This is a genomic window from Campylobacter concisus, from assembly GCF_902460715.1.
Lineage (GTDB): Bacteria > Campylobacterota > Campylobacteria > Campylobacterales > Campylobacteraceae > Campylobacter_A > Campylobacter_A concisus_AK.
In genome coordinates this window covers 483,398-506,920 of sequence record NZ_CABPUX010000001.1, presented here as the reverse complement: position 1 = coordinate 506,920, position 23,523 = coordinate 483,398, and the positions used below count along the sequence as shown (strand labels likewise).

Below are 23,523 nucleotides of genomic sequence, written 5' to 3'. Positions count from 1 at the left end.
TAAGTTTTATTTTATGTGTAATTGACGTATAATTTACGCCAAGAAATTTAAAAAAGGAGCAAACAATGAGAGAAATTTCTAGGCGAAATTTTATGAAAATGGGTGCTACTGGCGCATTGGCACTTGCTGCTAGCAGTGCAAATGCTGGAGTTTTAGAGGCGAAAGATATTAAATTTGACGAAGAGTATGACGTCATCGTCATAGGCACAGGCTTTGCAGGCTCGATGGCCACTTTGCAAGCGCTAAAACGCGGCAAAAAAGTGCTAATGATCGAGAAAATGGGACGAAGCGGCGGCAACTCGGTCATAAATGCTGGCAATATGGCTGTCCCAAATAATGAATTTCAAAAAGCAGCAGGCATAAAAGATAGCAAGGAGGCATTTATCGCTGACTGCCTAAAAGATGGTCAAAATTTAAACCATGTCGATCTACTTGAAGTCATCTATGACCGCGCAAATGACGCTTTTGAATACCTAAAAACGCTTGGCGTTGAATTTACTGGCAAGGTGATCTCAGCGAGCGGTCACTCTATAAAACGTGCTGTTCAGTCTAAAAACACAAGTGGCGCAGGATACGTTTTGCCTATGCACGATGCGATCGATAAAAATCCAAATGCCGTGACAAAAAGAAGGACTAAATTTGATGATTTTATCATCGATGAAAATGGCAGGGTTGTTGGCATAAAATGCAGGGAGGATTATAGATTTGATCATCAGCTTGCAAATGATGATAAAGAGAATAAAACCGGCACGCCAAAATGCTTTAAAGCAAAAGATGGCGTCATCCTAGCAGCAGGAGGTTTTAGCTCTGATAAGTGGTTTAGGATGCAGCAAGTGCCATATCTAAAAGACAATATCGAGACAGTTAGCCAGCCAGGTGCAACCTCTGGAGCGCTAGTAGCTGCGATGAAGCTTGGAGCAAACCCTATCCAACTTAGCTGGATCCAGCTAAATCCATACACAAACCCAACTGAAAGAGGCTTTGGCACATCTGCACTTTTTACAAATCACTGTGCAAATGACTACGGCCTAAGCGTCAATCCAAAAACAGGCAAACGCTTTATGAACGAGCATGCAGGCCGTAAGGTAAAGAGCGATGCGATCTTTGCTTGTATGGCGCAAAGCGATAAAAACGATAACTATCCAGTAAATATCTGTGATCAAGCAGCCGTTGATGCAAACAATATCGCTTATACAAAAAAGGGCGTTGAAGAGGGCTCTATCAAGAAATTTAACACACTTGAAGAGCTTGCAAAAGCTTACAATATCCCACTCGAGCCATTTTTAGAGACTATTAAAAATTTCAACGAATATGTCAAAAATGAAAAAGACCCTGAATTTGGAAAACCTTTGACAAAAGCTGATGTAAATGGCATTGGCATTACAAAAGCGCCATTTTACGCGAGTGAGACTACGCCAAAGATCCTTTACTGTATGGGCGGTGTCGAGATAAATACAAAAGCGCAAGTCATAAGCGCAACTACTCACGAGCCTATCGCAGGTCTTTACGCAGCTGGCGAGATCACTGGTGGCGTGCATGGAGCAAGCCGTCTTGGCACGATGAGCATGGCTGATTGTATGGTATTTGGCATGGTTGCTGGAGAGAATATCTAATTTATTTTTACTTAAAATTTAGCGGTTTAAATGCCGTTAAATTTAGCTTGCAAGAGCGCTTTTGATTATTTATTTAGCTTCTTTTAGTTAAAATCAGCCCAAATTTACAAAACTAAAGGTTAAAAATGAAACAAGGCAAAGTTTGGAAATTTGGCGATAATATCGACACTGACATCATCATCGCCGCAAGATATTTAAACACTTCAGACGAAAAAGAGCTAGCAAAACACATCATGGAAGACGCTGATCCTAAATTTAGCTCAAAAATAGCAAAAGGCGACATAATCGTAGCTGGCGAAAATTTTGGTTGTGGCAGCTCAAGAGAGCACGCCCCATTAGCACTAAAAGAGGCTGGCATAGCAGCTGTTGTGGCTAAGAGCTTTGCGAGGATTTTTTATAGAAATAGCTTTAACACAGGGCTTTTGATACTTGAGATAAAAGAAACTGATGAGATAAACGAGGGCGACACGCTAAAGATCGACGTAGATAACGGCGTCATCATAAACGAAAGCACAAAAAAAGAGTATAAATTTAACGCTATCCCGCCATTTATGCAAGAGCTTTTAAACGCTGGCGGCCTTATCGAATACGCAAAAGCGAAGATGAACTAAGGAGCGGCGATGAAAAACTATAAAATTTGCGTTATAAAAGGCGATGGCATCGGCCCTGAGATCATTGACGAGGCGATAAAGGTTTTAGACGTAGTGAGCGCTGAGTTTGGTATCAAATTTGAGTATGACTACAAGCTTATGGGTGGTGCAGCCTACGACGTTTTTGGCGAGCCACTGCCAGATGAGACGCTAAGCTCAGCACTTAGTAGCGACGCAGTGCTTTTTGGTGCGATCGGCGGCGAAAAATGGGACAGCCTGCCAAGGCACCTAAGGCCAGAGAGCGGACTTTTAAAGATCAGAAAAGAGCTAGAAGCTTATGCAAATTTACGCCCAGCCATCATCTTTGATGAGCTAGTGGATGCTAGCACGCTAAAGCCAGAGGTGCTAAAAGGCGTTGATTTTGTCGTGGTTCGCGAGCTAACTGGAGGACTTTATTTTGGACAACCACGTGAAAAAGGCGAAGATAGAGCGTTTAATACGATGGTTTATTCTAAATTTGAGATCGAGCGCATCGCAAAGATCGCCTTTGAGACGGCTATGCTTCGCAAGAAAAAGGTCTGCATGGTCGATAAGGCAAATGTGCTTGAGACAAGCCAGCTTTGGCGCGAGGTGACCAGCGAGGTAGCAAAGGGCTATCCTGAAGTAGAGCTTAGCTTTATGTATGTCGATAACGCAGCGATGCAGCTAGTAAGGGCGCCAGCAAATTTTGACGTCATACTTACTGAAAATTTATTTGGCGACATTTTAAGTGACGAAGCGAGCATGGTTTGTGGCTCGATAGGACTTTTACCAAGTGCTAGCATGGGCGGCAAAGTGGGTATTTATGAGCCTATCCACGGTTCAGCGCCAGACATCGCAGGGCAGGGCATAGCAAATCCGATCGCGACCATTTTAAGTGCAGCGATGATGCTAAGATACGCATTTGGCGAGAGCGAGGCTGCAAATGCGATAGAAAATGCCGTAAAAACAGCCCTTGCAAAGGGATATAGAACAAAAGATATCGCCGCATTTAACGCAGTTGAAATTTGCTCAACAAGCGAGATAGGCGACGTGATAGCAGGATTTATCAAAAAATGAAAAACACGATCACTGAAGCACTGATCTACGAGGCGCAAGGGCTAAAAGACGATGCGCTTGAAATTTACAAGAACATCTTAAAACAAGACCCGTCAAACAAGGATGCCCTTAGCGCGATAAATCGCCTGAGCGGACTTCGCAAGGAGCGCGTGATAAAAAATGAGCAGATGAAAGAGTTTTTTATCAGGATGAAAAGTGACGAAGAGATAAATGAATTTAAAAGGTGGTTGATAAGATTATGAAGCTTGATGATATCGCTAGGATGGCCATTAGTGAGGTTAGTGCCGAGCTTGAGAAGATAGAGGCGTTACAAAGTAAAAAGCAAGAAGAGCTTGAAAGGGAGAATTTAAAAAAAGAGCTTTTGGCTATGGAGACTAGAGAGCAAGAGGCGGCTGAAGAACCAGAGCTTGAAATAAGCGCGCAAAGCGAGCCAGAGTCAAAGGTAGCGCAAATTTCGCCAAAGAGCAGGGAGATAAGTGATGAAGAAATTTTCTTAGCAAACCTTGCTGAGCGCATCGAAGTGCTTTTTGAGGGGCTTAAGCAAACTAGCGAGCAAGACCTTGGCCAAAGGCTCGAGCTAACGACTAAATTTTTAGAATTTACCCTTGCAAACATCGAAAATAGACTACAAAATCTCTCAAAATAATAAGTTTGAGGCAAAAACTGGTACAAGCATTTACAAAAATAGCGAGCTAGACTTCTTTAGATCGCTATTTGCCCCATTTAGCAAGCGCGTCTATCTAGTCGGTGGCTGCGTGAGAGATGCACTTTTGGGGCGAGAAATTTATGACTATGACATCGAAGTCTATGACATAAAGCCAGCTAAATTTGACGAGCTGATGGCTAGCATAAGAGCTAGCGGCGTTGGCAAAAGCTATTTTATCTACAAATATAAAAACTACGATCTTGGGCTGCCACGAAGCGAGAGTAAGACTGGAAATTCGCACAAAGACTTTGCCGTAAGCTACATAAATGATCCAAGCCTTGCAAGTCTTAGGCGTGATTTTACAGTAAATGCCATGATGATGAATATCTTTAACGGTGAAATTTTAGACTTTCATGGCGGCAAAAAGGACCTTGAGAGCAAAACGCTAAGGCACATCGATAGTGAGAAATTTAAAGAAGATCCGCTAAGGGTGCTACGTGGCGTGCAGTTTAGCGCTAGACTTGATTTTAGCATAGATGATGATACGCTAGAGCTTATGAAAACGCTTGATCTAGCGAATCTAAGCAAGGATAGGATAAATACTGAGCTCATTAAATTTTTTCGCTCAGAGCATCTTGAAAAAGGGGCGTTTTATCTTTTTAAGCTTTCACTTTTTAATGAAATTTTTGGCGTGCAAATTTGTGAAAATGATGAGTTTTTGAGCGAACTTAAAAGTGCTAGAAATTTCGTGGATGACGAACGGCTATTTTTGTATATGCTTTTTGGTAAATTTGAGCTTGACGCAAAAAAAATTTTAGAGAAAATGCGCCTGCCAAAGAGCTACTTTTCCATCTTAAAAGAGCCATTTTTTAAAGCTATGCCAAGTGACAATGAGCTACTAAAAATTGCTCTAAATATGCCCTTAAAATCGTGGCTTGGAGCTTACAATAAAGAGCGCATAGAGCGTGCAAAAGAACTTGGAGTCTATGAGCGTAAATTTGAGCCAAAGATAGACGTGAGAGAGATCTTGGCGGCTGGCTTTAAAAACGAGATGATAGCAGCTGAGATAAAACGCGCTCAGGAGCTTGAAATTTCAAGCTATCTTAGCGAGCGCAAATTTAGAAAATCTTAATCTTTAAAACTCTTAAAAGCCCATTTTGGCTAAAATGAGCCAGTTTATAACACTTTTTAAGGCAAGAAAAACTTATGTTTAACATAGTCCTAGTCCATCCTCAGATACCGCAAAACACCGGAGCTATCGGCAGAATGTGTGTCAATGCAAATTTAAATCTGCACATCGTTAAGCCAACTGTCTTTGATCTGAGCGAAAAGGCTGTTAGACGCGCTGGGCTTGATTATTGGAAAATTTTAGATCCAAAAATTTGGGAGAGCCTAGATGAGTTTTTGGAGGCAAATTTAAGCCACAAAGAGCGATTTTTCTTTGCTACGACTAAGACAAATAGGCTTTACTACGACGCTAAATTTGAGCCAGGAGATTTTATATTTTTTGGCGGAGAGAGCACGGGACTGCCAAGAGAATTTATGGATATAAATTTTAAAAATGCCATAACGATCCCGATGGGAAAAGAGGGCAGGAGCTTAAATTTAGCCATGAGTGCTGGCATCATCGCGTATGAGGCGATCAGGCAAAACATCTCTAAATTTGACTTTAGGAGCGAGGTTTGAGAGCGCTCTTTGCATTAGTTTTTGCCGTTTTTATGGCATTTGCTAGCGAGATAAGCATCGCAACTTATAACGTGCAAAATTTATTTGACTGCAAGGACGATGGCAGCGAATATCCTGACTTTAAATCTAGCACTTCAAAGTGGAACTGCGAGGCGGCTAGCTCAAAACTAAAAAGAACAAGGCAGGTCATAGACGCTATAAATACCGACATCATCGCACTTGAAGAGGTTGAAAACGAGCAGGTTTTAAAGGCTTTGGTTGATGGCAGCGAGTATAAATTTATAGCCTTTAGCAAGGCAAAAAACTCTCCAGTCGGGCTAGCTCTCGTATCAAAGATAAAACCAAGTGGCAGTGAAATTTTTGAAGTGCCAAATGTAAAAACTAGAAACATTTTAAAGGTCGTTTTTGAGGTGGAGGGTAAGAAATTTAGCGTTTTTGTTAATCATTTCCCAGCTTACAAAAACGGCATAAATATGCAAAAAAAGGCCGAAAGAACGCTAAGAGCTGCTCTAGGTAACGAGCAAAATGTCATAGTTTTGGGCGATTTTAACTCACCTTATGGGCAAAAATCTATTTTAAACGATATCATCGCAACTCGTGGATTTTATGATCTTTATAGCTTTTTAGCCCCAAAAGATAGATACTCTCATGCAGTCCATGGCAAAAAGCGAGCCATTGACCACGTTTTGCTCTCGCCTAGCTTTATGGCAAATGGCGATCTAAGCTACATTGATGGCAGTTTTGAAGTCTTTAAGCCAAGCTTTGTGCTTGATGAGCATGGCTTTGCAAAGAGTGATCTTTACTCAGACCACTTTGCGCTTAAATTTAAAATCTCAACCAAATCAAGTCCTGCTAAATCAAATGAAAATTTAAAAAAAGAAGCTAAAAAAGCAGATGATCAAAACTATAAAAAAGCTGACATAGAGACGCTTTTTGAACATCCTGAGGATGTGCCAGCGCTAGTTGAAAAAGCTGTTGTCATCTTAAAAGATAAGCATGGCTTTATCATCTCAAAAAATCGCCGTGGAATTTACGTTTTTGATCCTAAAAATAGCGTCGGCGTGGGCGATGAGCTTGACATCTTGGTCAGGCGAGTGAAATTTTACAAAGAGGCGCTTGAAGTAAGCTCTTATGAGATCATAAATGAGCATGGCACAAAAGATGTAAGCGAAAATTTACTTGATAGCTCAAAGTTAAGCATTGCAAGAAGTGGCGATGTGATCGCTAAAATTTCAGGCAAGCTAGAGGGTGGCTACTTACATACACCGCATGGCAAGATCAGAGTTTATAGCAAAAAAAGGCTAAAAGATGGCGAGTATAGCTTTGAGCTAGCGAGGGTGAAAATTTATAAAAACGAAAAAGAGATCGTTGTGGAGTAGATGGTGCAAATTTTAGATATTTTTATGATCGCAGCGTTTGTTTTGTTTGTGATATTTATGATAAGAGGCGTCATTTTGCAGGCGCAAGAGAAGGAGAGAGCAAGAGAGATGATAAGAGAAAAAAGAGAAAATTTTAATAAAAAGAGTGAGATATGAAAGAGCTATTACTAGAGATCGGAGTCGAGGAGCTCCCAGCGATACCATTTTTAAGGGAGCTGCCAAACATCAACGCTAAATGGCAGGCTGTGCTTGAAAAATATAACATCAAAAGCGAGTTTAAATTTTACTACACACCGCGCCGTTTGGTCTTTTTCCATGAGAAATTCCCATTAGCTCAGCCAGATAGCGTGGCTAGTTTCGTTGGCGCGCCAAAGCAAGTAGCGCTAAAAGACGGAGCTTTTACGAAGGCGGCGCTTAGCTTTGCAAATAAATGTGGCATAAGCGAGAGTGAGCTTAAATTTAAAGAGATAGACGGCAAAGAGGTGCTTTACTACGAAAAAGAGGTAAAGGGCGAGTCGGTTGCTAAGATAATGGGCGACATGGTCGAGGAGTTTTTAAAGAGTCTTAGCTTTGGCAAGTCTATGCGCTGGGGCAACGGCGAATTTGAGTTTATCCGCCCGATAAGATCGTTTTTATGCTTGCTTGGAGATGAGGTCATTAAATTTAACAAATTTGGCGTAGAGAGCAGTAACTCTACCTATCCTCACAGAAGCATCAGCTATGACAAGATAAAAATTTCAAATATAAAAGAGTATTTTGAAGGCTCAAAGAGCCGTGGCGTCGTGCTAGAGGCAGACGAGAGAGAGAATATAATCCTTGATGAGTTTGAAAAGATCAGCCAAAAAAGCGGACTAAAGATCGAGATAGATAAAGACTTGCTAGCTGAAGTCGTGGCGATCACTGAGTATCCAACAGCGCTTCTTGGCTCGTTTGAAGAGGAGTTTTTGGAGGTGCCAAGCGAGGTCATCATCACTTCTATGAAAGAAAATCAGCGCTACTTCCCAGTTTTTAAAGATGGCAAGCTAGCAAATGGCTTTGTTGTCGTTAGCAACGCCATCACAAAGGACTACTCACTCATCATCAAGGGCAACGAAAAGGTGCTAAGAGCAAGACTAAGTGACGCTATGTTCTTTTGGCAAAGCGACCTTAAGGCCGAATTTAGCCCAGAAAAACTAAAAAATATAACCTACCTAAAAGAGCTTGGAAGTATCTACGAAAAAGAGCTTAGAGAGCTAAAGGTGGCTAAAAAACTTGCTAGCAACTATGGTGAGCTACTTAAAAAAGAAGCTGGCGAGTACGCAGCTAAGCTGGAGCGAGCTGTGATGCTAAGTAAGGCTGATCTTACAACGCAGATGGTTTATGAATTTACCGAGCTTCAAGGCGTCATGGGTGCTTACTACGCAAAGGCTAAAAATGAGGATGAAAACGTCGTTCTAGCCATAAAAGAGCAGTATCTGCCAGACGGCGAGGAGGCGCAGTGCCCAAGCAAGGTCTTCAGCTCGGTTGTGGCGCTTTCAAATAAGCTTGATACGCTAATGGGGCTCTTTAGCATCGGCAAAATCCCAAGCGGCACGAAAGATCCATACGCTCTAAGGCGCGCGGCAAATGGCGTGATAAAGATCGTTTTGGCACATAATTTGAAATTTAATGTAAAAGAAATTTTAGAAGATATCGCAAAAGAGTATAAGAAATTTGATGTTGAGGTGCTTATAAATTTCATCCTTGATAGGCTCTATACCTTCTTTGACGCAAACACTTCTATCGTAAAAGCGTGCATAAAAAGCGGCGAAAAGGACATCCTGGAGCTAACTAAGATGATAGAGGCGCTTGCTAAAATTTCAAGCGAACCAAATTTTAGAGAGAATTTTTCGACATTTAAACGCCTTGCAAACATCATAAAAGATGATAAATTTAGCATGGTCGATGAGAGCCTCTTTGAGATAGATGCTGAAAAGGCCTTAAATGAGGCGTTTAAAGCGGTCGATAAGAGCCTAGCGTATGAGCCAAGGTTAAAAGCACTATTTGCACTAAAGCCGCAGATCGATGAGTTTTTTGATAAAGTTATGATAAACGTTGAAAACGAGAAAGTGCGAAATAACCGCGTCGCGATCATCGGTCAAATTTATAGCGAGATATTAAAAGTAGCTGATATAAAAGAGATCAGCTTTTAAATTTGCGCCAGCTTCGGGCTTTGCCTAGGCTGGCTTTTAAATTTACTCCCTAAAAATATCAAATTCTGGCTCGTAAGCCTTAGTTTTTACCCCAAAATATCCAAGAACTGAGCTAAAGATAAAATCATGCGAAAGACTTTCGTCTTTTCTAGCTTTTAGCCTTTTTAAAAGCTCACTATCGCTTGAAAAGATGATGGCTGGGATGTGCTTTTGCTCATCTGGAGCGATGGAGTAAGGCAGGCCATGTAAATATATGCCATTTTCGCCTAGGCTCTCTCCGTGATCTGAGAAAAAGAACATGGCAACTTCAAATTTATCTTTTCTTACTTCAAGGGCGTTTATCAGCTCGCTTTGTAGATAGTCCTCATATAAAATGGTGTTGTCATAGGTGTTTGCTATCTCATCTGGCGTGCATTTGTTTAGCTCGGCGGTGTCGCATGTTGGGGTGAATTCTTTAAATTTGCTTGGGTAGCCTTTGTAGTAGATGGGGCCATGTGAGCCTTGCAAATGTAGCACGATAAATGTAGTGGAATTTGCATCTTTTATGACCTTTTTTGCCTCATCAAATATCACTTCATCAAAACCTTCTGCTTTGTGCTCTGAAGTGTGGTTTTGATCAAGGTTGTCGCAAACCACCGCTCCTCTTTTTTCGCAGCCGCCACTATTGTTGCCAAAAAAGTATGTTTTTATGCCAAGTTTATTGATGATATCAACTAAATTTTCACGAGCTTTAGCCTCGCGGTTGCTAAAATTTTCTCGCTTTAAGTCTGAAAATAGGCAAGGCACGCTAGTCTCTGTCGCAGTTCCACATGAGTAGAAATTTGTAAAACTTACCACATCTTTTTGTTTGGTAAATTTGTTTGTATCGTTTTTAGCGTAGCCATTTAGCGAGTAGTTTTTGCTCCTTTGTGTCTCGCCAACTATCAAACTAAAATTTTCTTTTTATCGCTAGTAAGTGTTGCGTCATCTGCTACGTAGGTAAAAGGCAGCGGTTTTTGTGCCAAAGACTTTGCTAATCTTATGCTAGAGTAGATAGGGTAGTATGGTAGTAAAACGCTTATGGTTGAGGCGTTGTGGCTCTTTAAAAAATGGTATAAAAATTTTAGACATGAGTGCAAAGATTATAGCTGCACTTGCTAAAGTGCTAAGGGTTATTTTTACCCTTGATCTAAGCGCACTTTTAAAACCGCCATAGCTAATCTTTACAAGCGCTACATATACGCAAGGCAGGATGGTTGCAAAAATAAACTAAAGAGCTAAGCTGGCATTAAAATAGCTAAATGCCTCTCTTGTGTCAGTGTGCAAGACGTTTAATAGCATGCCTTTGTCTATAATGACGCCATAAGTTTGCATAAAGTAAGCAGGTGCTGCTAATCATGATGAGAAAGATAGCAAGAGGTTTTAGTAAAAATGGCACAAGCAAAATGCAAAAAACTCCAGCAAAGAGCAAAAGAAAAAATATGCTAAGTAGAGCAAAAAGCAGTATAGAAAAAGACAAAGTGTCGCCCGATAAAAACCCTAAAAATACGCCCTTGAATAAAAATATGTAGTTTATGAAAAACATATAAGCTACAAATAAAATTAAAAATTTAACAAAGCTTATATGTCTTATTTTGTCGATGTTTAGCATTTCTAGCCACCTTCTTTCAGGGGCGTAATGATAGAGCTAAAATGTAAATGGCTAGAAATTTAGAAGAGAAAAACTATTTTTTCTTTTTCTTACTTTTTAGCTTCTTGTTTTTTGACTTCTTTTCAGGCTCAGCCTTTTTTGCCTTTTGGCTATCTTTTACACTAAGTTTTTCTTTGACCTTTTGCATGTCGTTAAAGCCGATGCCTTGAACCTTTTCAAGCTCCTCGACACTTGTAAATTTATGAGCTTTTCTATATTTTATTACATTTAGTGCCTGGCTTTTGTTTAGTCCAAGGCTCATTAGCTCGCTCTTGCTAGCTGTGTTTAGATCAGCGCCGTATGCAAGGCTTGCAAGCGCTAGACAAAGTAAAATTTTTAATCTTTTCATCTTATCTCCTAAAATAATAATCCATCGTTTTCTTGATCTTGAATGATGTCATTTGTTGGCGTATTTTGCGGCAACGGCGAGTCATTTGTGTAGTACTCATCAGCGCCGTTGTAGTATCCTTTATAGACGCCATCAGGCTGCTCAAATGCACGTCTTAGGGTAGGGTAGAGCTTGATGTAGCCCTCCATAAATTTCTTAAAGACAGGTGCAGCTGTCCTGCCGCCGCCCTCGACCTTTTTCATAGGGCTGTTATCGTCGTTTCCGTACCAGATGATGGCCTCGATATCAGGCGAATAGCCGCAAAACCAAGCATCGATGTTGTTATTTGTCGTGCCAGTTTTGCCAGCGATCTGGATGCCATTTACCTTTGCGTTGCGTCCGGTGCCGTTATTTACTACGTTTTGAAGCAAGGTTGTCATCAAAAATGCCTGCTCAGGCTTTAGCACCTGCTTCTTTTGTGGCTCATAGTCCATCGACGCGCCAAAGCTATTTTCTATGTGCTTAATGAGCGTAGGCTCGACCACTTCGCCATCGTTTGGAAACATCGAGTAAAATTTTGCAAAGTCAAGTGGCGAAATTCCAAAGCTACCAAGTGCGATTGATAAATTTTCAGGGATATCGTTAAAGCCCATATCCGTAAGCTGTTTGCGAACTGAGCTAAGACCAAGATCGTTTAGTAAATTTATGGTTGCTAGGTTGCGAGACTGGGTTAAGGCTGATTTTATCGTGATGTAGCCTTGAAAGCCGCCGCTATAGTTTTTTGGCGTCCATTCTTTGCCATTGCCCATATCAAACGTCCTAGCGATATCAGCTACCTGAGAGACGACAGAGTAGCCGCTATCAAGGGCTATTTGATAGATAAATGGCTTAAAGCTTGATCCTGGCTGGCGCTTGCTCTGAGTGGCGCGGTTGTAGCTACTTTTTGCGTAGTCGATGCCGCCAATTAGAGCTAAAATTTGTCCGCTTTGTGGATGAGTGACGACGATAGCACCATTTAGCATCTCTGGATTTGCCTTCTTATCTCTTTTTAAAATTTCATTGTAGCCATAGACTAAAGCATCCTGAGCGATCTTTTGCACGTTTAGATCGACGGTGCTTTGTATCTTGTAACCGCCAGTTTTTATATCGTCAAATTTCTTTGAAGCTTCTTTTATGATCTCATCGACCACGTAAGGGGCTTTATTGCGTGTGAGCGTATCGTCAAAGACTGCTGGCTCTTCAAGCACGCCCTTGCGGTACTCATCTTCGTTTATCCAGCCGATGCTATACATCCTCTCAAGTACCCTGTTTGCGCGGCTAAGAGAGAGATCAAGGTGCTTTGTAGGATCATAGGTGCTTGGCGCTTTTGGCATGCCAACTAGCATCGCTATCTCTTTTATGCTTAGCTCATTTAGCTCTTTTCTAAAGTACCCCTCCGCGGCCGTTTTGATGCCGTAGTAGCCGTGCCCAAAATATACGTGATTTAGGTATCTTTCGATGATGTCCTCTTTGCTAAGCTCGCTTTCAAGCTTCATAGCGAGCACGACTTCTTTTATCTTCCTTGTAAATTTCTTCTCGCGACTTAGGGCTAGGTTTTTTATGAGCTGTTGAGTTAGCGTAGATGCGCCTTCTACCAGCTTTCTAGCTTTGATGTCCTTTATCGCTGCTCTTGCCATGGCTTCGACGTTGATACCGCCATGCTCAAAGTAGCTCGTATCCTCGATAGCCACGAGCGCTTCGATGACACGTGGCGGGATGTCGTTATATTTGACGTAAATTCTATTTTCTTCAAAGATATTTGCGATGAGTTCGTTGTTTCTATCAAAAATTTGTGTCGCAAGCTTTGGCTTGTAGTCGATGATGGTATAAGCGTCAAATCTCACCTGCGAATAAAAGTATAAAAACGCTCCACCAAGTGCGATGGCAACTACAAAGATAAATGCCAAGATATATTTCATAAAAATGCCTTTAATATTTTTAAATTTAGTCCCATTGCCGTGCTTGTCTCGCCGTGCTGGGAGATGATGTATTTTTTATTAAAATTTTCTATCGTCATGGCTCCAGCTTTGCCTCGCCACTCGCCACTTTCTAGGTAGCTTTTTAGATCTTGCTCGCTAAATTTAGCAAATTTATATGTGGTCTTGCTCACATTTATAAGCTCAAATTCGCCTAAAAATATCATCGCCGTATAGACGCTACACTCATTGCCACTTTGTAAATTTAGCATAGCAAGTGCTTCGTTTTCGTCCTTTGCTTTGCCTAAAATTTTATCCCTGCAAGCCACGCAGCTATCTGCAAAGAGTAAATTTGTAAGCTTGCCATTTGCCTTTAAAAACTGCTCTTTTTTAGCTTTGACGACGTTTTGGACGTAAATTTCTGGTTTTAGGCTCTTTGCTATCATGCTCTCATCAAAGCTGCAAGAAATTTGTTTAAATTCTATCCCAGCATCTTTTAGTAAATTTGCCCTTGTTGGCGAGCTAGAAGCAAGAGTGATCATCAAAAGCTCCTATAGCTCACACCAAGATAGACAGCCGCGAGTGAAGCTAGTAAATTTAGAGGCGTGAAGTAGTAGATGATGACGATTAGGCTCTCGTTTAGCTCGATCATCTCGTGTGATCTTAGAGTTTTTAAAGCCTTTTTGTATCTATAAAAGATGTAGCTTAAATTCAAGAGTAAAAATAGCTCTATCGCCCATTTGGTCGCTATTATCGCACTTGCCATCGGATTTTGCATTTTGCCATCATCAAAGTAAAAGATCATTATTAAACTAGTTAGCGCGATGACAAGAACTAGCGCAAAGATAGCTAGTCCAAAGCGTCTTATGATGTGAAGCAAGATGTGATAGCGCTCTTTATCTTCAAATTTGTTTTTTATAAAATAGCTTCCAGCAAGCACCAAACCAGCTTGTAGCCCTATAAAAAGAGCTACGAAGCTAATGTGCAAGAAGATGATTAGTTGATCAAATTTAAAAAAAGCGATCTCTTGATGAATCATTTTTCTAAAGCTTGCCTTGCATACTCAAGTGAGCTTTTTATGGCGTCTTCGATGGCTAGAGCATTTTTGCCGCCAGCTGTTGCAAAGTCATCTTTGCCGCCGCCATTGCCGCCTAGAATTTGCGCCGCAAATTTAACCCAAGCGCCAGCCTTTAATGGAGCATTTTTCACACCAGCTGCAAGAGAAATTTTACCCTCTTCATCTGTTTGGATCAGTAAAATAGCAGCCTTTTCGTGCCCATTTTTAAACTCATCTATCAAAGTTTTTATGTCGCCACCATCGATGTGCGCCACACAAAGTTTAGTTTCATTTACATTTGTAAAGGCTAGCTCCTCAGAGCTTTTAGCGTTTTTTAGCTTATCTTTTAGCGTTTTTATCTCGCCTTTTAGCTTTTTAACGGCATTTAGTGGCTCGGTGCTTTTTAGCTCATCTTTTAGCTCTTCAAGCTCAGCTCTAAATGACCTTGCTAAATTTAGCGCAGCCCTTGAGCAAACAGCCTCTATACGCCTAACGCCAGCACTTACGCCACTCTCTTTTGTGATGAAAAACGATCCGATCTCATCTATATTTTTTACGTGTGTGCCGCCGCAAAGCTCTTTACTGACGTCACCAAAGCTCACAACTCTTACTTTGTCGGCATATTTTTCGTTAAATAGTGCGATCGCCCCGCTTTTTTTGGCCTCTTCAAGCTCCATAACCTGCGTTTTTGCATTTGCACCAGTTAATATCCACTCATTTACAAGGTTTTCGACCTTTGAAATTTCTTCGCCAGTAAGCGCCTTTGGATGAGAGAAGTCAAACCTTAGCCTATCTGCCTCGACGTTTGAACCAGCTTGAGCGATGTGTGTGCCAAGCACGCTTCTAAGGGCTGAGTGAAGCAAATGTGTAGCACTGTGATGACGCGCAGTCTCCGCTCTGTCGCTGCCCACTTCAAGCTCAACTTCGTCGCCAACTTTTAGTGCCGCGCTAGTTTTTACTAAAGATAAATTTAGCCCATGAAATTTTTGCGTATCAAGCACATTTGCTTTACCTGCTATCTTACCGCTGTCGCCGCACTGGCCGCCACTTTGAGCGTAAAATGGAGTGACATCAAACATCACCCAGCCCTCTTTGCCAGCATCTAGGCTATCTACATTTTTAAATTCTTCATCAAGCAAGGCTAGAATTTTACTTTTACTCTTAAGCTCTTCGTAGCCTATAAATTTATTCTCGCCAAATTTCTCAAGTAGCTCTTTAAAATCGCCCTTTGCGCTCTTATCTCCACTGCCTTTCCAAGCAGCTTTTGCGCGTGCTTTTTGCTCACTCATAAGCTCATCAAACCTTGCCTCATCGACTTTTAAGCCCTTTTCTCTAAGCATATCAGCTGTTAGATCAAGCGGGAAGCCAAACGTGTCATAGAGCTTAAACGCAGCCTCTCCGCTAAAAATTTCTTTTGTATTTTTAAGCTCACTCTCAAATAGCTCCAAACCACTAGCGATAGTCGCTAAAAATCTCTCTTCTTCAAGCTTGATCTGCTCTTTTACAGCCGCTTTTTTATCGTTTAAATAGGTGTAGTGTCCGCCCATAAGCTCGCAAACTTTATCGACAAGCTTATACATAAATGGCTCTTTTATGCCTAGCAAGTATCCATGTCGGATCGCACGGCGTAAGATGCGGCGAAGCACGTAACCACGGCCTTCTTTGTCAAATGTCGTGCCTTGAGCTAGCAAAAATGTGACTGAGCGGATGTGATCGCTTATGACGCGGTAGCTAGCGCCACTTTCATAGACATATGGCTTGCCGCAAAGCTTTGCCACTTCATTTATGAGCGGCATAAAAAGTGTGCTGTCGTAGTTGCTAAATTTGCCTTGCAAGATAGCAGTAACGCGCTCAAGTCCCATACCTGTATCGATGCTTGGCTTTGGTAGTGGGCTTAACTTGCCGTCCGCACTTCTTTCATACTGCATGAAAACAAGGTTCCAGATCTCTAAAAATCTATCTCCATCTCCGCCCATGTAGTCTTCAGGTGTGTTAAAGTGCTCAGCCCCTTGATCGTAAAAAATTTCACTGCAAGGGCCGCATGGTCCAGTATCGCCCATCTGCCAGAAGTTATCATGGTCGCCAAAGCGATAAATCCTCTCTTTTGCGATGTGAGTACTCCAAATTTCAAACGCCTCATCATCAGTCTCATGAACTGTGACGTAGAGCTTATCTTTTGGTAGTTTTAGCACCTCTGTGACAAATTCCCAAGCGTAAGAGATCGCCTCTTTTTTGAAGTATTCGCCAAAGCTAAAGTTGCCAAGCATCTCAAAAAATGTGTGGTGGCGCGCTGTGTAACCGACGTTATCAAGGTCGTTGTGCTTACCGCCAGCTCTTATGCAGGTCTGACAGCTAGTGCGGATAGGTGGTGTTGGGCGTGGCACTTCGCCTGTGAAAATGCTCTTAAATGGCACCATGCCAGCATTTGTGAAAAGCAGTGTTGCATCGTTTGGCACAAGTGGTGCAGAAGCTACGACTTCGTGACCTTTTGATTTAAAAAAATCAAGATATGCCTTTCTTATATCTAAATTTTGCATTTTTATCCTCGTTAGTTTTAAAATTTTGCTTGATTTTAGCCAAAATTCGTTTGCGAAATTCTAAAAAGAGAAAAAATAGTGATATTTTGAAAACTATCTCTTGTTTTATCTATTTAAAAGCGATTTGTAAATAAAATAATTAAAAATTTCTAAAGTTTTAAAGGGTGAATGTGAAGCTAAAAATCGGCATTATCGGCTATTGCAGCACAGGTAAAAAACATTATTTAGAGCTTAGACGCTCAAACGAGTTTGAAATTTGTGGCATTTTTGACAAAGACAATGTTGATGAGTTTTGCAGAGCTGATTTTTATACTGATTTTAAAGAATTTATAGAGGTTGCCCAGCCTCAAGCAGTCGTGCTTTGCTCGCCAAGAGAGGAGATGGTGGAGGCATTTTGCCAGTGTGCAAAATATTGCCAAAATATCCTCATCTCACGCCCAGTTTTTAAAAGTATCGCCGATCTTAAAGAGATAAAATATGCCGCCAAAACAAACAAAACTAGGGTTTGCACGGGAATTTCTGAGCGTTTTAATCCAACTATCTTGTCACTTAAAAAAGCACTTTTAAAAGAAGAGGAAATTTATAGCATTTTTATCGCTCATTTTAAGCCACTTTGCGACGGAAATATCATAAATGAGCTCTCAGTTTCTGACATCGATCTAGCAAAAAATATCATAAATTCTGAGGTCAGCGACTTTTACTACACTCAAACAAACAAGACAAATGCCAAAAGTGCCGATAACGTGGCGATAAGCTTTAAAAGTAAAAATCAAATTCTAGTGCATATCACTGACTCATTTTGTGGCTCACTAGAGCGCTTTAAGATAGAGGTAAATGCGAAAAATGGCGTCTATTTTGGCGATCTCATCGATCACAAGCTTCATCAAGTGAGCGAAAATGGACAGATGAATTTAAAGATAGATACAAATAATAGCGAGCTAAAAGCGCAATACGAGGCCTTTTATGATCTTTGCCAAAGTGGCGAGAGCAGCGAACTTTCAAACATCGATGATGCTATAAAAATAAGAGAACTATTTTGATGAAAAAAGCTCTTTTGCTTTTAAATATGGGCGGTGCAAACAGCCTTGACGATGTCGAAATTTTCTTAACAAATATGTTTAATGACCCGTATATTTTGGGTATAAAAAATAAATTTTTAAGAAAATTTGTAGCTTTCATGATCACAAAAGGCAGGCTAAAAACTGCGAAGCACAACTACGAGCAAATAGGCGGAAAGTCGCCACTTTGCGAGCTTACAGCTAAGCTTTGTGAGAAAATTTCAAGCCTTAAAAGCGAATTTGACGTGGTTGATTTTGCGATGAACTACACTTCGCCATTTGTAAAAGATGTGCTTAGAAAGTATGAAGATTTTGATGAGATAGTGCTTTTGCCACTCTATCCTCATCACTCACAAACTACGATAACTTCAAGCTTAGCTGATTTTAAAAAGGCAAAAGAGGAGCTTAATTTAAAAGCTAAAATTTTACTTTGTGAGCCATTTTATGATGATGACGCTTACAATAAGATCATTATCTCTCATATCCGTGAAGCGATAAAAGATACCGATATAAGCGATGTTAGCCTCATCTTTTCAGCTCACTCTTTGCCTCGCAAGATCATAGAAAAGGGTGATATCTACGAAAAACACATAAACGAACATGTGCAAATTTTAGGCAAAATGCTAAAAGAGCAGGGGCTAAATTTTAAAGATGTGAGCCTTGCTTATCAGTCGCGTCTTGGCCCAGTTAAATGGCTAGAGCCATCGCTAAATGAGGCTTTGGCAAAGTGCGAAAATAAAAAAGCGCTTATCTATCCGCTATCTTTTTGTATAGATAATTCTGAGACCATTTTTGAGCTAGTTATCGAGTACGCTAAGCTTGCAAAAGAGCTAAGCTTTAGTTTTTATAAAGTGGTAGAGTGTCCAAATTTTAGCGATGAATTTGCTAGTTTTATCATGCAAAAGTCAAAAAACACTAGAGAATTTAGCCTTTAGGAATAAATCTTGCTTATAAAAAGCATCTCAAATTTAAAAGGAGATGTATGAAGGTTCAAAATAACGATATTATCGATTATTTGTTGCAGTCAGGCTCAAGCAAAGCTAAAGATAAAAAAAATAGTTTTGATGAAATTTTAAGTCTAACGCTTGATAAGATCACAAGCGAGGCAAAGGTTTCAGACAAGCTTGAGCAGTTTAAAAAAAGGCTTACAGAGATCGGTGCTGCTGGCTTTGTGAATGAGCTAAATTCAAACAAGATAGAAGAGAAAATAGCTCAGAAAAAAGAGGAGCTAACTGAGCTTTTAAGCATAAATGATCCGACCAAAACGCAGGATCAAAAAAATGAGCTACTTAAAATCATGGATAAAATTTTAAGTGACTACCGCAAAGAGCTAAACATGGCGCTTACGAGCCAAACACTGCTTGAGAAGCAAAATAGCCTTGGCAAAAATACAAATAATTCTGTAAATTTAAGCTCTGTCTTAAATGAACTTGGACTTGCATAAATTCTGGATTTAGGCCGCTTGCCTAGATCCAAATTTCTACTTTAAACTCTAAATTTGAAATTTAATATTTATATCTTAGAACTTAAATTTAATCTAATGCTGGTTTTTGCTTTGCTTTGTCGTTTTTGAGCTTGTCTTTTTTAGCTTCAAACTCAGCTATGACATTAGGATCTGGGAATAAATAGCCATCTTCAACCATTAGATCAACGGCCTTTTTAAATGTCGGCAACGCACTTTGCGCACCAAAGTAGTAGTAAGGTTTTTTAGGATCTCTTGCTAAAACGCCTATGGTGTAGCTGTTGCCTCTTGTGTCGTTTACGAAGCCAAAAAAGGAGCCATTATAGGTGTTGCTATATCCGCCTTTGCCAGAAGCGATGTGCGCGGTGCCAGTCTTGCCGCCTATCTCAAGACCTGGCGTAAATGCCTTTAAGCCAGTACCTTTTTCAACTGTTTTTATCAAAATTCTCTTCATTATCTTTGCGGTCTCTTGCGAGATGACCTGTGCTGGCTCTGCTTTTGGCAGATCGTAGCGCTTGCCGTTTCGCTCAAGATATGCCACCATATGCGGCGTCACCTCGATGCCTTTGTTGTTAAAGGTATTATAAGCTTTCAAAAGCTGCATAAATGTCGCTTGAAGGCCGTATCCGTAACTAACTGTCGCCTTATAGGTTGATGAGTTTAGTTTAGTAACCGTTGGCATCATACCCACTTGCTCGTATGGCAGGTCGATGCCAGTCTTTCTTGAAAAGCCAAAATTTAAAAGCCCTTGATAAATTTGCGGACCATTTAGGCGTTCTACTAGTTGGATCATGCCGATGTTTGAGCTGTGTACGATGATGTCTTCAGCGCTCATAAAAGGCTCTGGGTGGGTATCTTTGATGATCCTTTTGCCTAGCTGATAGCGGCCGTTATAGGTATTTACTAGCTCAAAAGGATTTACCTTTTTTTCTTGAAGCAGTATGGAGAAGATAAATGGCTTAAAAACCGATCCAACCTCGTATGCATACTCGCTTGCGCTCGAATTTAGTGCGCTGTAATCTTGCTTTCTTATATTTGATGGATCGTATCTTGAGCTAGAAGCCAGGGCTAGAATTTCGCCATTTTTGCTATTCATTATGCAGATGATTAGCTCTTTTGCGTCTAGAAATTCACGTTTTTCATCTAAAATTTGCTCTAGCTTGGTTTGAAATTTAAGCGGTACAGAAAGCACTGCGTTGTAGCCATCAACCCTTGTTGCTAAATTTGAATCGCTAGTTAAAATTATATTATTTCCGATATCACGCGGGCCAAGGATTTTGGCGTTTTGTATCGGAGCTAGGTAGTCCTCGTAGTATCTCTCAAGCCCTTTTACACCTTTGCTTTTGGTAAGTGCGTCGCTCTCTGTTTTGCTCACGTAGCCAATAGCTGGCGTTAAGGCGTCTTTTGACATAAATTTACGGTTTTGACCGCTCTCCATTACGCGCATACCTTGAAATGAGGCAAGTCCTGTTTTTGGGTCAAGATATGAGATCAAAATGCCCTTGCGGTTTAGCTTTCTTGAAAGCTCTTGAAGGTAGGTAGCGCCCTTTGCATCGATGCTATAAGAGAGCGTGACAAGGCCTTTTGTGCCATTTATGATCTTTCTTACTTTGTTTGGATCGTCGCCGCTGTAAAGTGAGTAGAGCTTGATAAACATCTCTTTTTTGTTTGGATCGATGTTTCTGGTGTCAAGCATCACTTTGTAAAGTTTTTGGCTTGATGAGATGCTAAAGCCGTCTTTTGTGACGATATTACCGCGGATTGCGGTATTTACGTCGCTGGTTTGAAGCTTAGGAAGCTTTCGCTCGATGCTTGCTCTATAAAATATAACAAGCACAAAGATTGAAATTCCAAAAGTAATTAATAAAAAAAGTATGGTTATTTTTGATTTTCTGGAATTCATTCAATGGCTTAAATTTGCGTTCTTGAAATTTCTTTGTATGCGCTTAGCGCTTTGTTGCGAATTTCTAGCATAAGCTTCATGCTGGTCTCTGCCTTACCTATCGCGATAGCTGCTTGGTGCAAGTCTTTTACCTCGCCAGTTGCAAGGTCTGCGATGGCTTTATCGGCGTTTATTTGAACCTTGTTTAGCTCTTTTAAAGAGTCATTTAATGCGTTTTCAAAGCCGCCTTCTTCGCCTGCTTTTGCTATTTTGTTTGAATTTTCGCTTTTGTTTAACTTATCTAAATTTATGCTATTTATCATTATGCTTGTCCTGAAATGAGTGATATCGCACTTTGTGCTATTGTTTTTGCGTTTTGAAATGACGCTACATTTGCTTGATAAGCTCTTGTCGCCTCAAGCAAGTCAGCCATCTCGATGACTGGGTTTATATTTGGAAATGCGACGTAGCCATTTGCATTTGCGTCTGGGTGGCTTGGGTCGTATTTTAGCTGAAAGTCCTTGTCGTCACGCACCACTTTATCTACGATCACGCTAGTTAGGGCAGGGTGAGCGTTTCTTGGTGAGCTAGGATCATCGAGTGGATTTTCATAGTCAAGCAGACTTTGAGAGTTTTTAAGCTGATCGTTTAAAATTTTATCAAAGTTCATCTCTTTAAAGATGACCTCTTGTCTTCTGTAAGGACCACCCTCAGCCGTTCTTGTGGTTTGAGCGTTTGCTATGTTTGAGCTGATGACGTTCATCCTGAAGCGTTGTGCGCTTAGTCCATATCCGCTAATATCAAAATCATTTAAGTATGACATCATCTCTCCTAGTTCTTAGCACTTGCGTCTATTACGCTTTTAAAGATATTGCCCTGAGCCTTGTAAGCGCTATCAAGGGCGTTTATCATAACTGTGTTTTTACCCATTTCTGTTGTCTCAACATCAAGATCGACTGTGTTTGCATCGTTTCTAGCCATGTGACCATCGCGCAAGAAAATTTGAGCTGTGTCGCTTTTTGGGAAATCAACCGCAGCCATGTGCGCTTCGTTTGTTTTAGCTAAATTTAGTTTTTTGCTCTCTGAAACGTTGTAAATTTCATTTGCTTTTTCTCTTAAAACATCTTCAAATCTTACGTCTCTAGCCTTGTAAAATGGCGTATCAACATTTGCAAGGTTTCCAGAGATAAGTTTTTGGCGTAGCTCTCTGCCTGCAAGGGCTGATTCGACTAGTGGGCTAGATTTTGATCTATCTAAAACAAACATTTAAAGTCCTTCTAAAATTTCACACATTTATAAGCAAATGATGTTCCAAATGTAAGGCAAATTTATTTTGTTTCATAGATTTTTGCCAAATCTTCTTTCATTTTTGTGACTTTTATGCCGCCAAGATAGTATTTAACTCCGTATTGTCCACTATCTACGTCTGTTAAAATTTGATATTCGCCGTTTTTTATCACTACTTTAAAAGGTAGTGCGATCTCATGTTTGTATTCGATATCTCTTACGATCTGCTCGGCAAGCCTGTCATTTATCTTTTGATCGTTTGTTATGAAGTAGTAGGCATTAAATTTTTGCATAAATTCATGCAAAACATACTCATTTGTGACATTTTCAAAGTGAGTTAGCCCGATTAGCGTAAATTTATCTTTGTTTTCAAGCTGATATTTTGTAAGCTCGGCTGCCTCTTTTTGGCAAGGTGGGCAAAATGTGCCAAAAATGTCGATCATTAAAACCTTATTTCCATCATTTTTGATAGCAAAGCCGTGATTTTTTCTAACTAAAGTAAGCTCCTTGCCGCTTACATCTAAGAGCTTAACCTCTTCGTTTGGGCTAAATTCTTTAAAATTTACGCTGCTGCTTTCATCTTCGCCGCAACCAAAAAAAGCAAATAAAGCGATTGTTAAAACGAGTAAATTTTTCATCTTATCCCTTAAACATATCTTTTTATGGCAGCTCTTGCCTCTTTGTCTGCCTCACGTCTTTTTAAAGTCTCGCGCTTGTCGTGTAAATTTTTACCTTTTGCGAGCGCAAGCCTTGCTTTTACGATGTTTTTATCGCTTAGATAAAGTGCTAAAACAACCAAAGTAAGCCCATCTTGTGAGACTTGACCGAAAATTTTATCGATCTGCTTTCTGTGCATCAAAAGTTTTCTGGCTGCTCGCTCATTTGGACGAAATGCGCTGTGTGTGGTTTCAAGATAGCTGATATGAGCGTTTAGTAAGAAAAGCTCACCCTTTATGACGCGCACAAAGCTGTCTTTTAAATTTGCTCTGCCAGCCCTTAGAGCCTTGACCTCGCTGCCTTTTAAAACGATGCCAGCTTCAAAGGTCTCAAGTATGCTAAAGTCATGCAAAGCTTTCTTGTTTTTTGCTAGATCTTTTATCAAAAT

26 protein-coding genes and 1 pseudogene are annotated in these 23,523 nt (G+C 40.5%); 14 read left to right on the top strand and 13 right to left on the bottom strand.

The genetic code is table 11. The features are described from left to right. Positions 1–65: 65 nt before the first annotated feature. The 10 genes from F3G91_RS02500 (at position 66) to glyS (ending at position 9,183) form a co-directional block, all read left to right on the top strand. Positions 66–1,613 (top strand): flavocytochrome c, encoded by a 1,548-nt coding sequence (locus F3G91_RS02500; RefSeq protein ID WP_021087935.1) that lies wholly within the window; start codon positions 66–68, stop codon positions 1,611–1,613. A 125-nt stretch (positions 1,614–1,738) separates the two neighbouring features. Next, on the top strand, positions 1,739–2,224 hold the full coding sequence (locus F3G91_RS02495; RefSeq protein ID WP_012140000.1) for a 3-isopropylmalate dehydratase small subunit: 486 nt from the start codon (positions 1,739–1,741) through the stop codon (positions 2,222–2,224). A 9-nt stretch (positions 2,225–2,233) separates the two neighbouring features. After that, positions 2,234–3,301, top strand: coding sequence for a 3-isopropylmalate dehydrogenase (gene leuB / locus F3G91_RS02490; RefSeq protein ID WP_012139999.1), 1,068 nt, complete (start codon positions 2,234–2,236; stop codon positions 3,299–3,301). Further along, a complete protein-coding gene (locus F3G91_RS02485; RefSeq protein WP_002941772.1) occupies positions 3,298–3,543 on the top strand; it encodes a hypothetical protein in 246 nt (81 codons plus the stop codon). The genes leuB and F3G91_RS02485 overlap by 4 nt, the downstream gene beginning before the upstream one ends. Beyond that, positions 3,540–3,947 carry a CiaD-like domain-containing protein gene (locus tag F3G91_RS02480; protein ID WP_149700583.1) on the top strand — a complete coding sequence of 136 codons (408 nt, stop codon included), beginning with the start codon at positions 3,540–3,542 and terminating at the stop codon, positions 3,945–3,947. The genes F3G91_RS02485 and F3G91_RS02480 overlap by 4 nt, the downstream gene beginning before the upstream one ends. Next, entirely contained in the window at positions 3,907–5,079 is a 1,173-nt protein-coding gene (locus F3G91_RS02475; protein ID WP_149700582.1) for a tRNA nucleotidyltransferase/poly(A) polymerase-related protein, read from the top strand. Before F3G91_RS02480 ends, F3G91_RS02475 begins: the two co-directional genes overlap by 41 nt. A gap of 74 nt (positions 5,080–5,153) precedes the next feature. Further along, positions 5,154–5,633 carry a tRNA (cytidine(34)-2'-O)-methyltransferase gene (locus F3G91_RS02470; protein WP_149700581.1) on the top strand — a complete coding sequence of 160 codons (480 nt, stop codon included), beginning with the start codon at positions 5,154–5,156 and terminating at the stop codon, positions 5,631–5,633. Beyond that, complete coding sequence (locus tag F3G91_RS02465) at positions 5,630–7,012, top strand: endonuclease/exonuclease/phosphatase family protein (protein ID WP_149700580.1); 1,383 nt, start codon at positions 5,630–5,632, stop codon at positions 7,010–7,012. Before F3G91_RS02470 ends, F3G91_RS02465 begins: the two co-directional genes overlap by 4 nt. Positions 7,013–7,015: 3 nt before the next feature. Then, the gene (locus tag F3G91_RS10195) at positions 7,016–7,168 is read left to right on the top strand and encodes a hypothetical protein (protein WP_162141601.1); all 153 of its coding nucleotides are present in this window, start codon (positions 7,016–7,018) and stop codon (positions 7,166–7,168) included. Next, positions 7,165–9,183 (top strand): glycine--tRNA ligase subunit beta, encoded by a 2,019-nt coding sequence (gene glyS / locus F3G91_RS02460; RefSeq protein WP_149700579.1) that lies wholly within the window; start codon positions 7,165–7,167, stop codon positions 9,181–9,183. The genes F3G91_RS10195 and glyS overlap by 4 nt, the downstream gene beginning before the upstream one ends. A gap of 42 nt (positions 9,184–9,225) precedes the next feature. Here the strand turns inward: glyS and F3G91_RS10385 are convergent, their stop codons facing one another. Next, a complete protein-coding gene (locus tag F3G91_RS10385; protein ID WP_223227801.1) occupies positions 9,226–10,110 on the bottom strand; it encodes a phosphoethanolamine transferase in 885 nt (294 codons plus the stop codon). A gap of 96 nt (positions 10,111–10,206) precedes the next feature. Next, positions 10,207–10,503 (bottom strand): annotated as a pseudogene (locus tag F3G91_RS10380) (phosphoethanolamine transferase domain-containing protein). 56 nt (positions 10,504–10,559) lie between these two features. Here F3G91_RS10380 and F3G91_RS10375 point away from each other — a divergent pair. Further along, entirely contained in the window at positions 10,560–10,733 is a 174-nt protein-coding gene (locus F3G91_RS10375; protein ID WP_223227800.1) for a hypothetical protein, read from the top strand. 153 nt (positions 10,734–10,886) lie between these two features. Here F3G91_RS10375 and F3G91_RS02450 read toward each other — a convergent pair whose 3' ends face one another. The 5 genes from F3G91_RS02450 to alaS are packed head-to-tail and all read right to left on the bottom strand — an operon-like array spanning position 10,887 to position 16,729. Then, positions 10,887–11,201, bottom strand: coding sequence for a helix-hairpin-helix domain-containing protein (locus tag F3G91_RS02450; protein WP_149700578.1), 315 nt, complete (start codon positions 11,199–11,201; stop codon positions 10,887–10,889). An 8-nt stretch (positions 11,202–11,209) separates the two neighbouring features. Further along, positions 11,210–13,138 (bottom strand): transglycosylase domain-containing protein, encoded by a 1,929-nt coding sequence (locus tag F3G91_RS02445; protein ID WP_021087919.1) that lies wholly within the window; start codon positions 13,136–13,138, stop codon positions 11,210–11,212. Next, entirely contained in the window at positions 13,135–13,677 is a 543-nt protein-coding gene (gene maf / locus F3G91_RS02440; protein ID WP_149700577.1) for a septum formation inhibitor Maf, read from the bottom strand. Before maf ends, F3G91_RS02445 begins: the two co-directional genes overlap by 4 nt. Then, on the bottom strand, positions 13,677–14,174 hold the full coding sequence (locus F3G91_RS02435; RefSeq protein ID WP_149700576.1) for a 3-isopropylmalate dehydratase: 498 nt from the start codon (positions 14,172–14,174) through the stop codon (positions 13,677–13,679). The genes maf and F3G91_RS02435 overlap by 1 nt, the downstream gene beginning before the upstream one ends. Continuing rightward, positions 14,171–16,729, bottom strand: coding sequence for an alanine--tRNA ligase (alaS, locus tag F3G91_RS02430; protein WP_149700575.1), 2,559 nt, complete (start codon positions 16,727–16,729; stop codon positions 14,171–14,173). The genes F3G91_RS02435 and alaS overlap by 4 nt, the downstream gene beginning before the upstream one ends. A 170-nt stretch (positions 16,730–16,899) precedes the next feature. Here alaS and F3G91_RS02425 point away from each other — a divergent pair, with 170 nt between their 5' ends. From F3G91_RS02425 to F3G91_RS02415, 3 genes are read left to right on the top strand one after another with little or no spacing between them, the layout of a single operon-like run. Next, positions 16,900–17,769, top strand: coding sequence for a Gfo/Idh/MocA family protein (locus tag F3G91_RS02425; protein WP_149700574.1), 870 nt, complete (start codon positions 16,900–16,902; stop codon positions 17,767–17,769). Next, positions 17,769–18,722, top strand: coding sequence for a ferrochelatase (hemH, locus tag F3G91_RS02420; protein ID WP_149700986.1), 954 nt, complete (start codon positions 17,769–17,771; stop codon positions 18,720–18,722). Before F3G91_RS02425 ends, hemH begins: the two co-directional genes overlap by 1 nt. A gap of 47 nt (positions 18,723–18,769) precedes the next feature. Then, positions 18,770–19,231, top strand: a complete 462-nt coding sequence (locus tag F3G91_RS02415; protein WP_012139983.1) for a hypothetical protein — start codon at positions 18,770–18,772, stop codon at positions 19,229–19,231. Between the two features lie 88 nt (positions 19,232–19,319). Here F3G91_RS02415 and F3G91_RS02410 read toward each other — a convergent pair whose 3' ends face one another. The 6 genes from F3G91_RS02410 to smpB all read right to left on the bottom strand — a co-directional run bounded on the left by F3G91_RS02410 (position 19,320) and on the right by smpB (position 23,517). Further along, a complete protein-coding gene (locus F3G91_RS02410) occupies positions 19,320–21,152 on the bottom strand; it encodes a peptidoglycan D,D-transpeptidase FtsI family protein (protein WP_021085499.1) in 1,833 nt (610 codons plus the stop codon). 8 nt (positions 21,153–21,160) lie between these two features. Continuing rightward, positions 21,161–21,454 carry a flagellar hook-basal body complex protein FliE gene (gene fliE / locus F3G91_RS02405; protein ID WP_009294077.1) on the bottom strand — a complete coding sequence of 98 codons (294 nt, stop codon included), beginning with the start codon at positions 21,452–21,454 and terminating at the stop codon, positions 21,161–21,163. Beyond that, positions 21,454–21,954, bottom strand: a complete 501-nt coding sequence (gene flgC, locus F3G91_RS02400; RefSeq protein ID WP_149700573.1) for a flagellar basal body rod protein FlgC — start codon at positions 21,952–21,954, stop codon at positions 21,454–21,456. The genes fliE and flgC overlap by 1 nt, the downstream gene beginning before the upstream one ends. 8 nt (positions 21,955–21,962) lie before the next feature. Further along, positions 21,963–22,397, bottom strand: coding sequence for a flagellar basal body rod protein FlgB (flgB, locus tag F3G91_RS02395; RefSeq protein ID WP_009294075.1), 435 nt, complete (start codon positions 22,395–22,397; stop codon positions 21,963–21,965). Between the two features lie 62 nt (positions 22,398–22,459). Beyond that, a complete protein-coding gene (locus tag F3G91_RS02390; RefSeq protein ID WP_149700572.1) occupies positions 22,460–23,056 on the bottom strand; it encodes a thioredoxin domain-containing protein in 597 nt (198 codons plus the stop codon). 8 nt (positions 23,057–23,064) lie between these two features. Further along, on the bottom strand, positions 23,065–23,517 hold the full coding sequence (gene smpB / locus F3G91_RS02385) for an SsrA-binding protein SmpB (protein WP_035142320.1): 453 nt from the start codon (positions 23,515–23,517) through the stop codon (positions 23,065–23,067). Positions 23,518–23,523 lie beyond the last annotated feature (6 nt).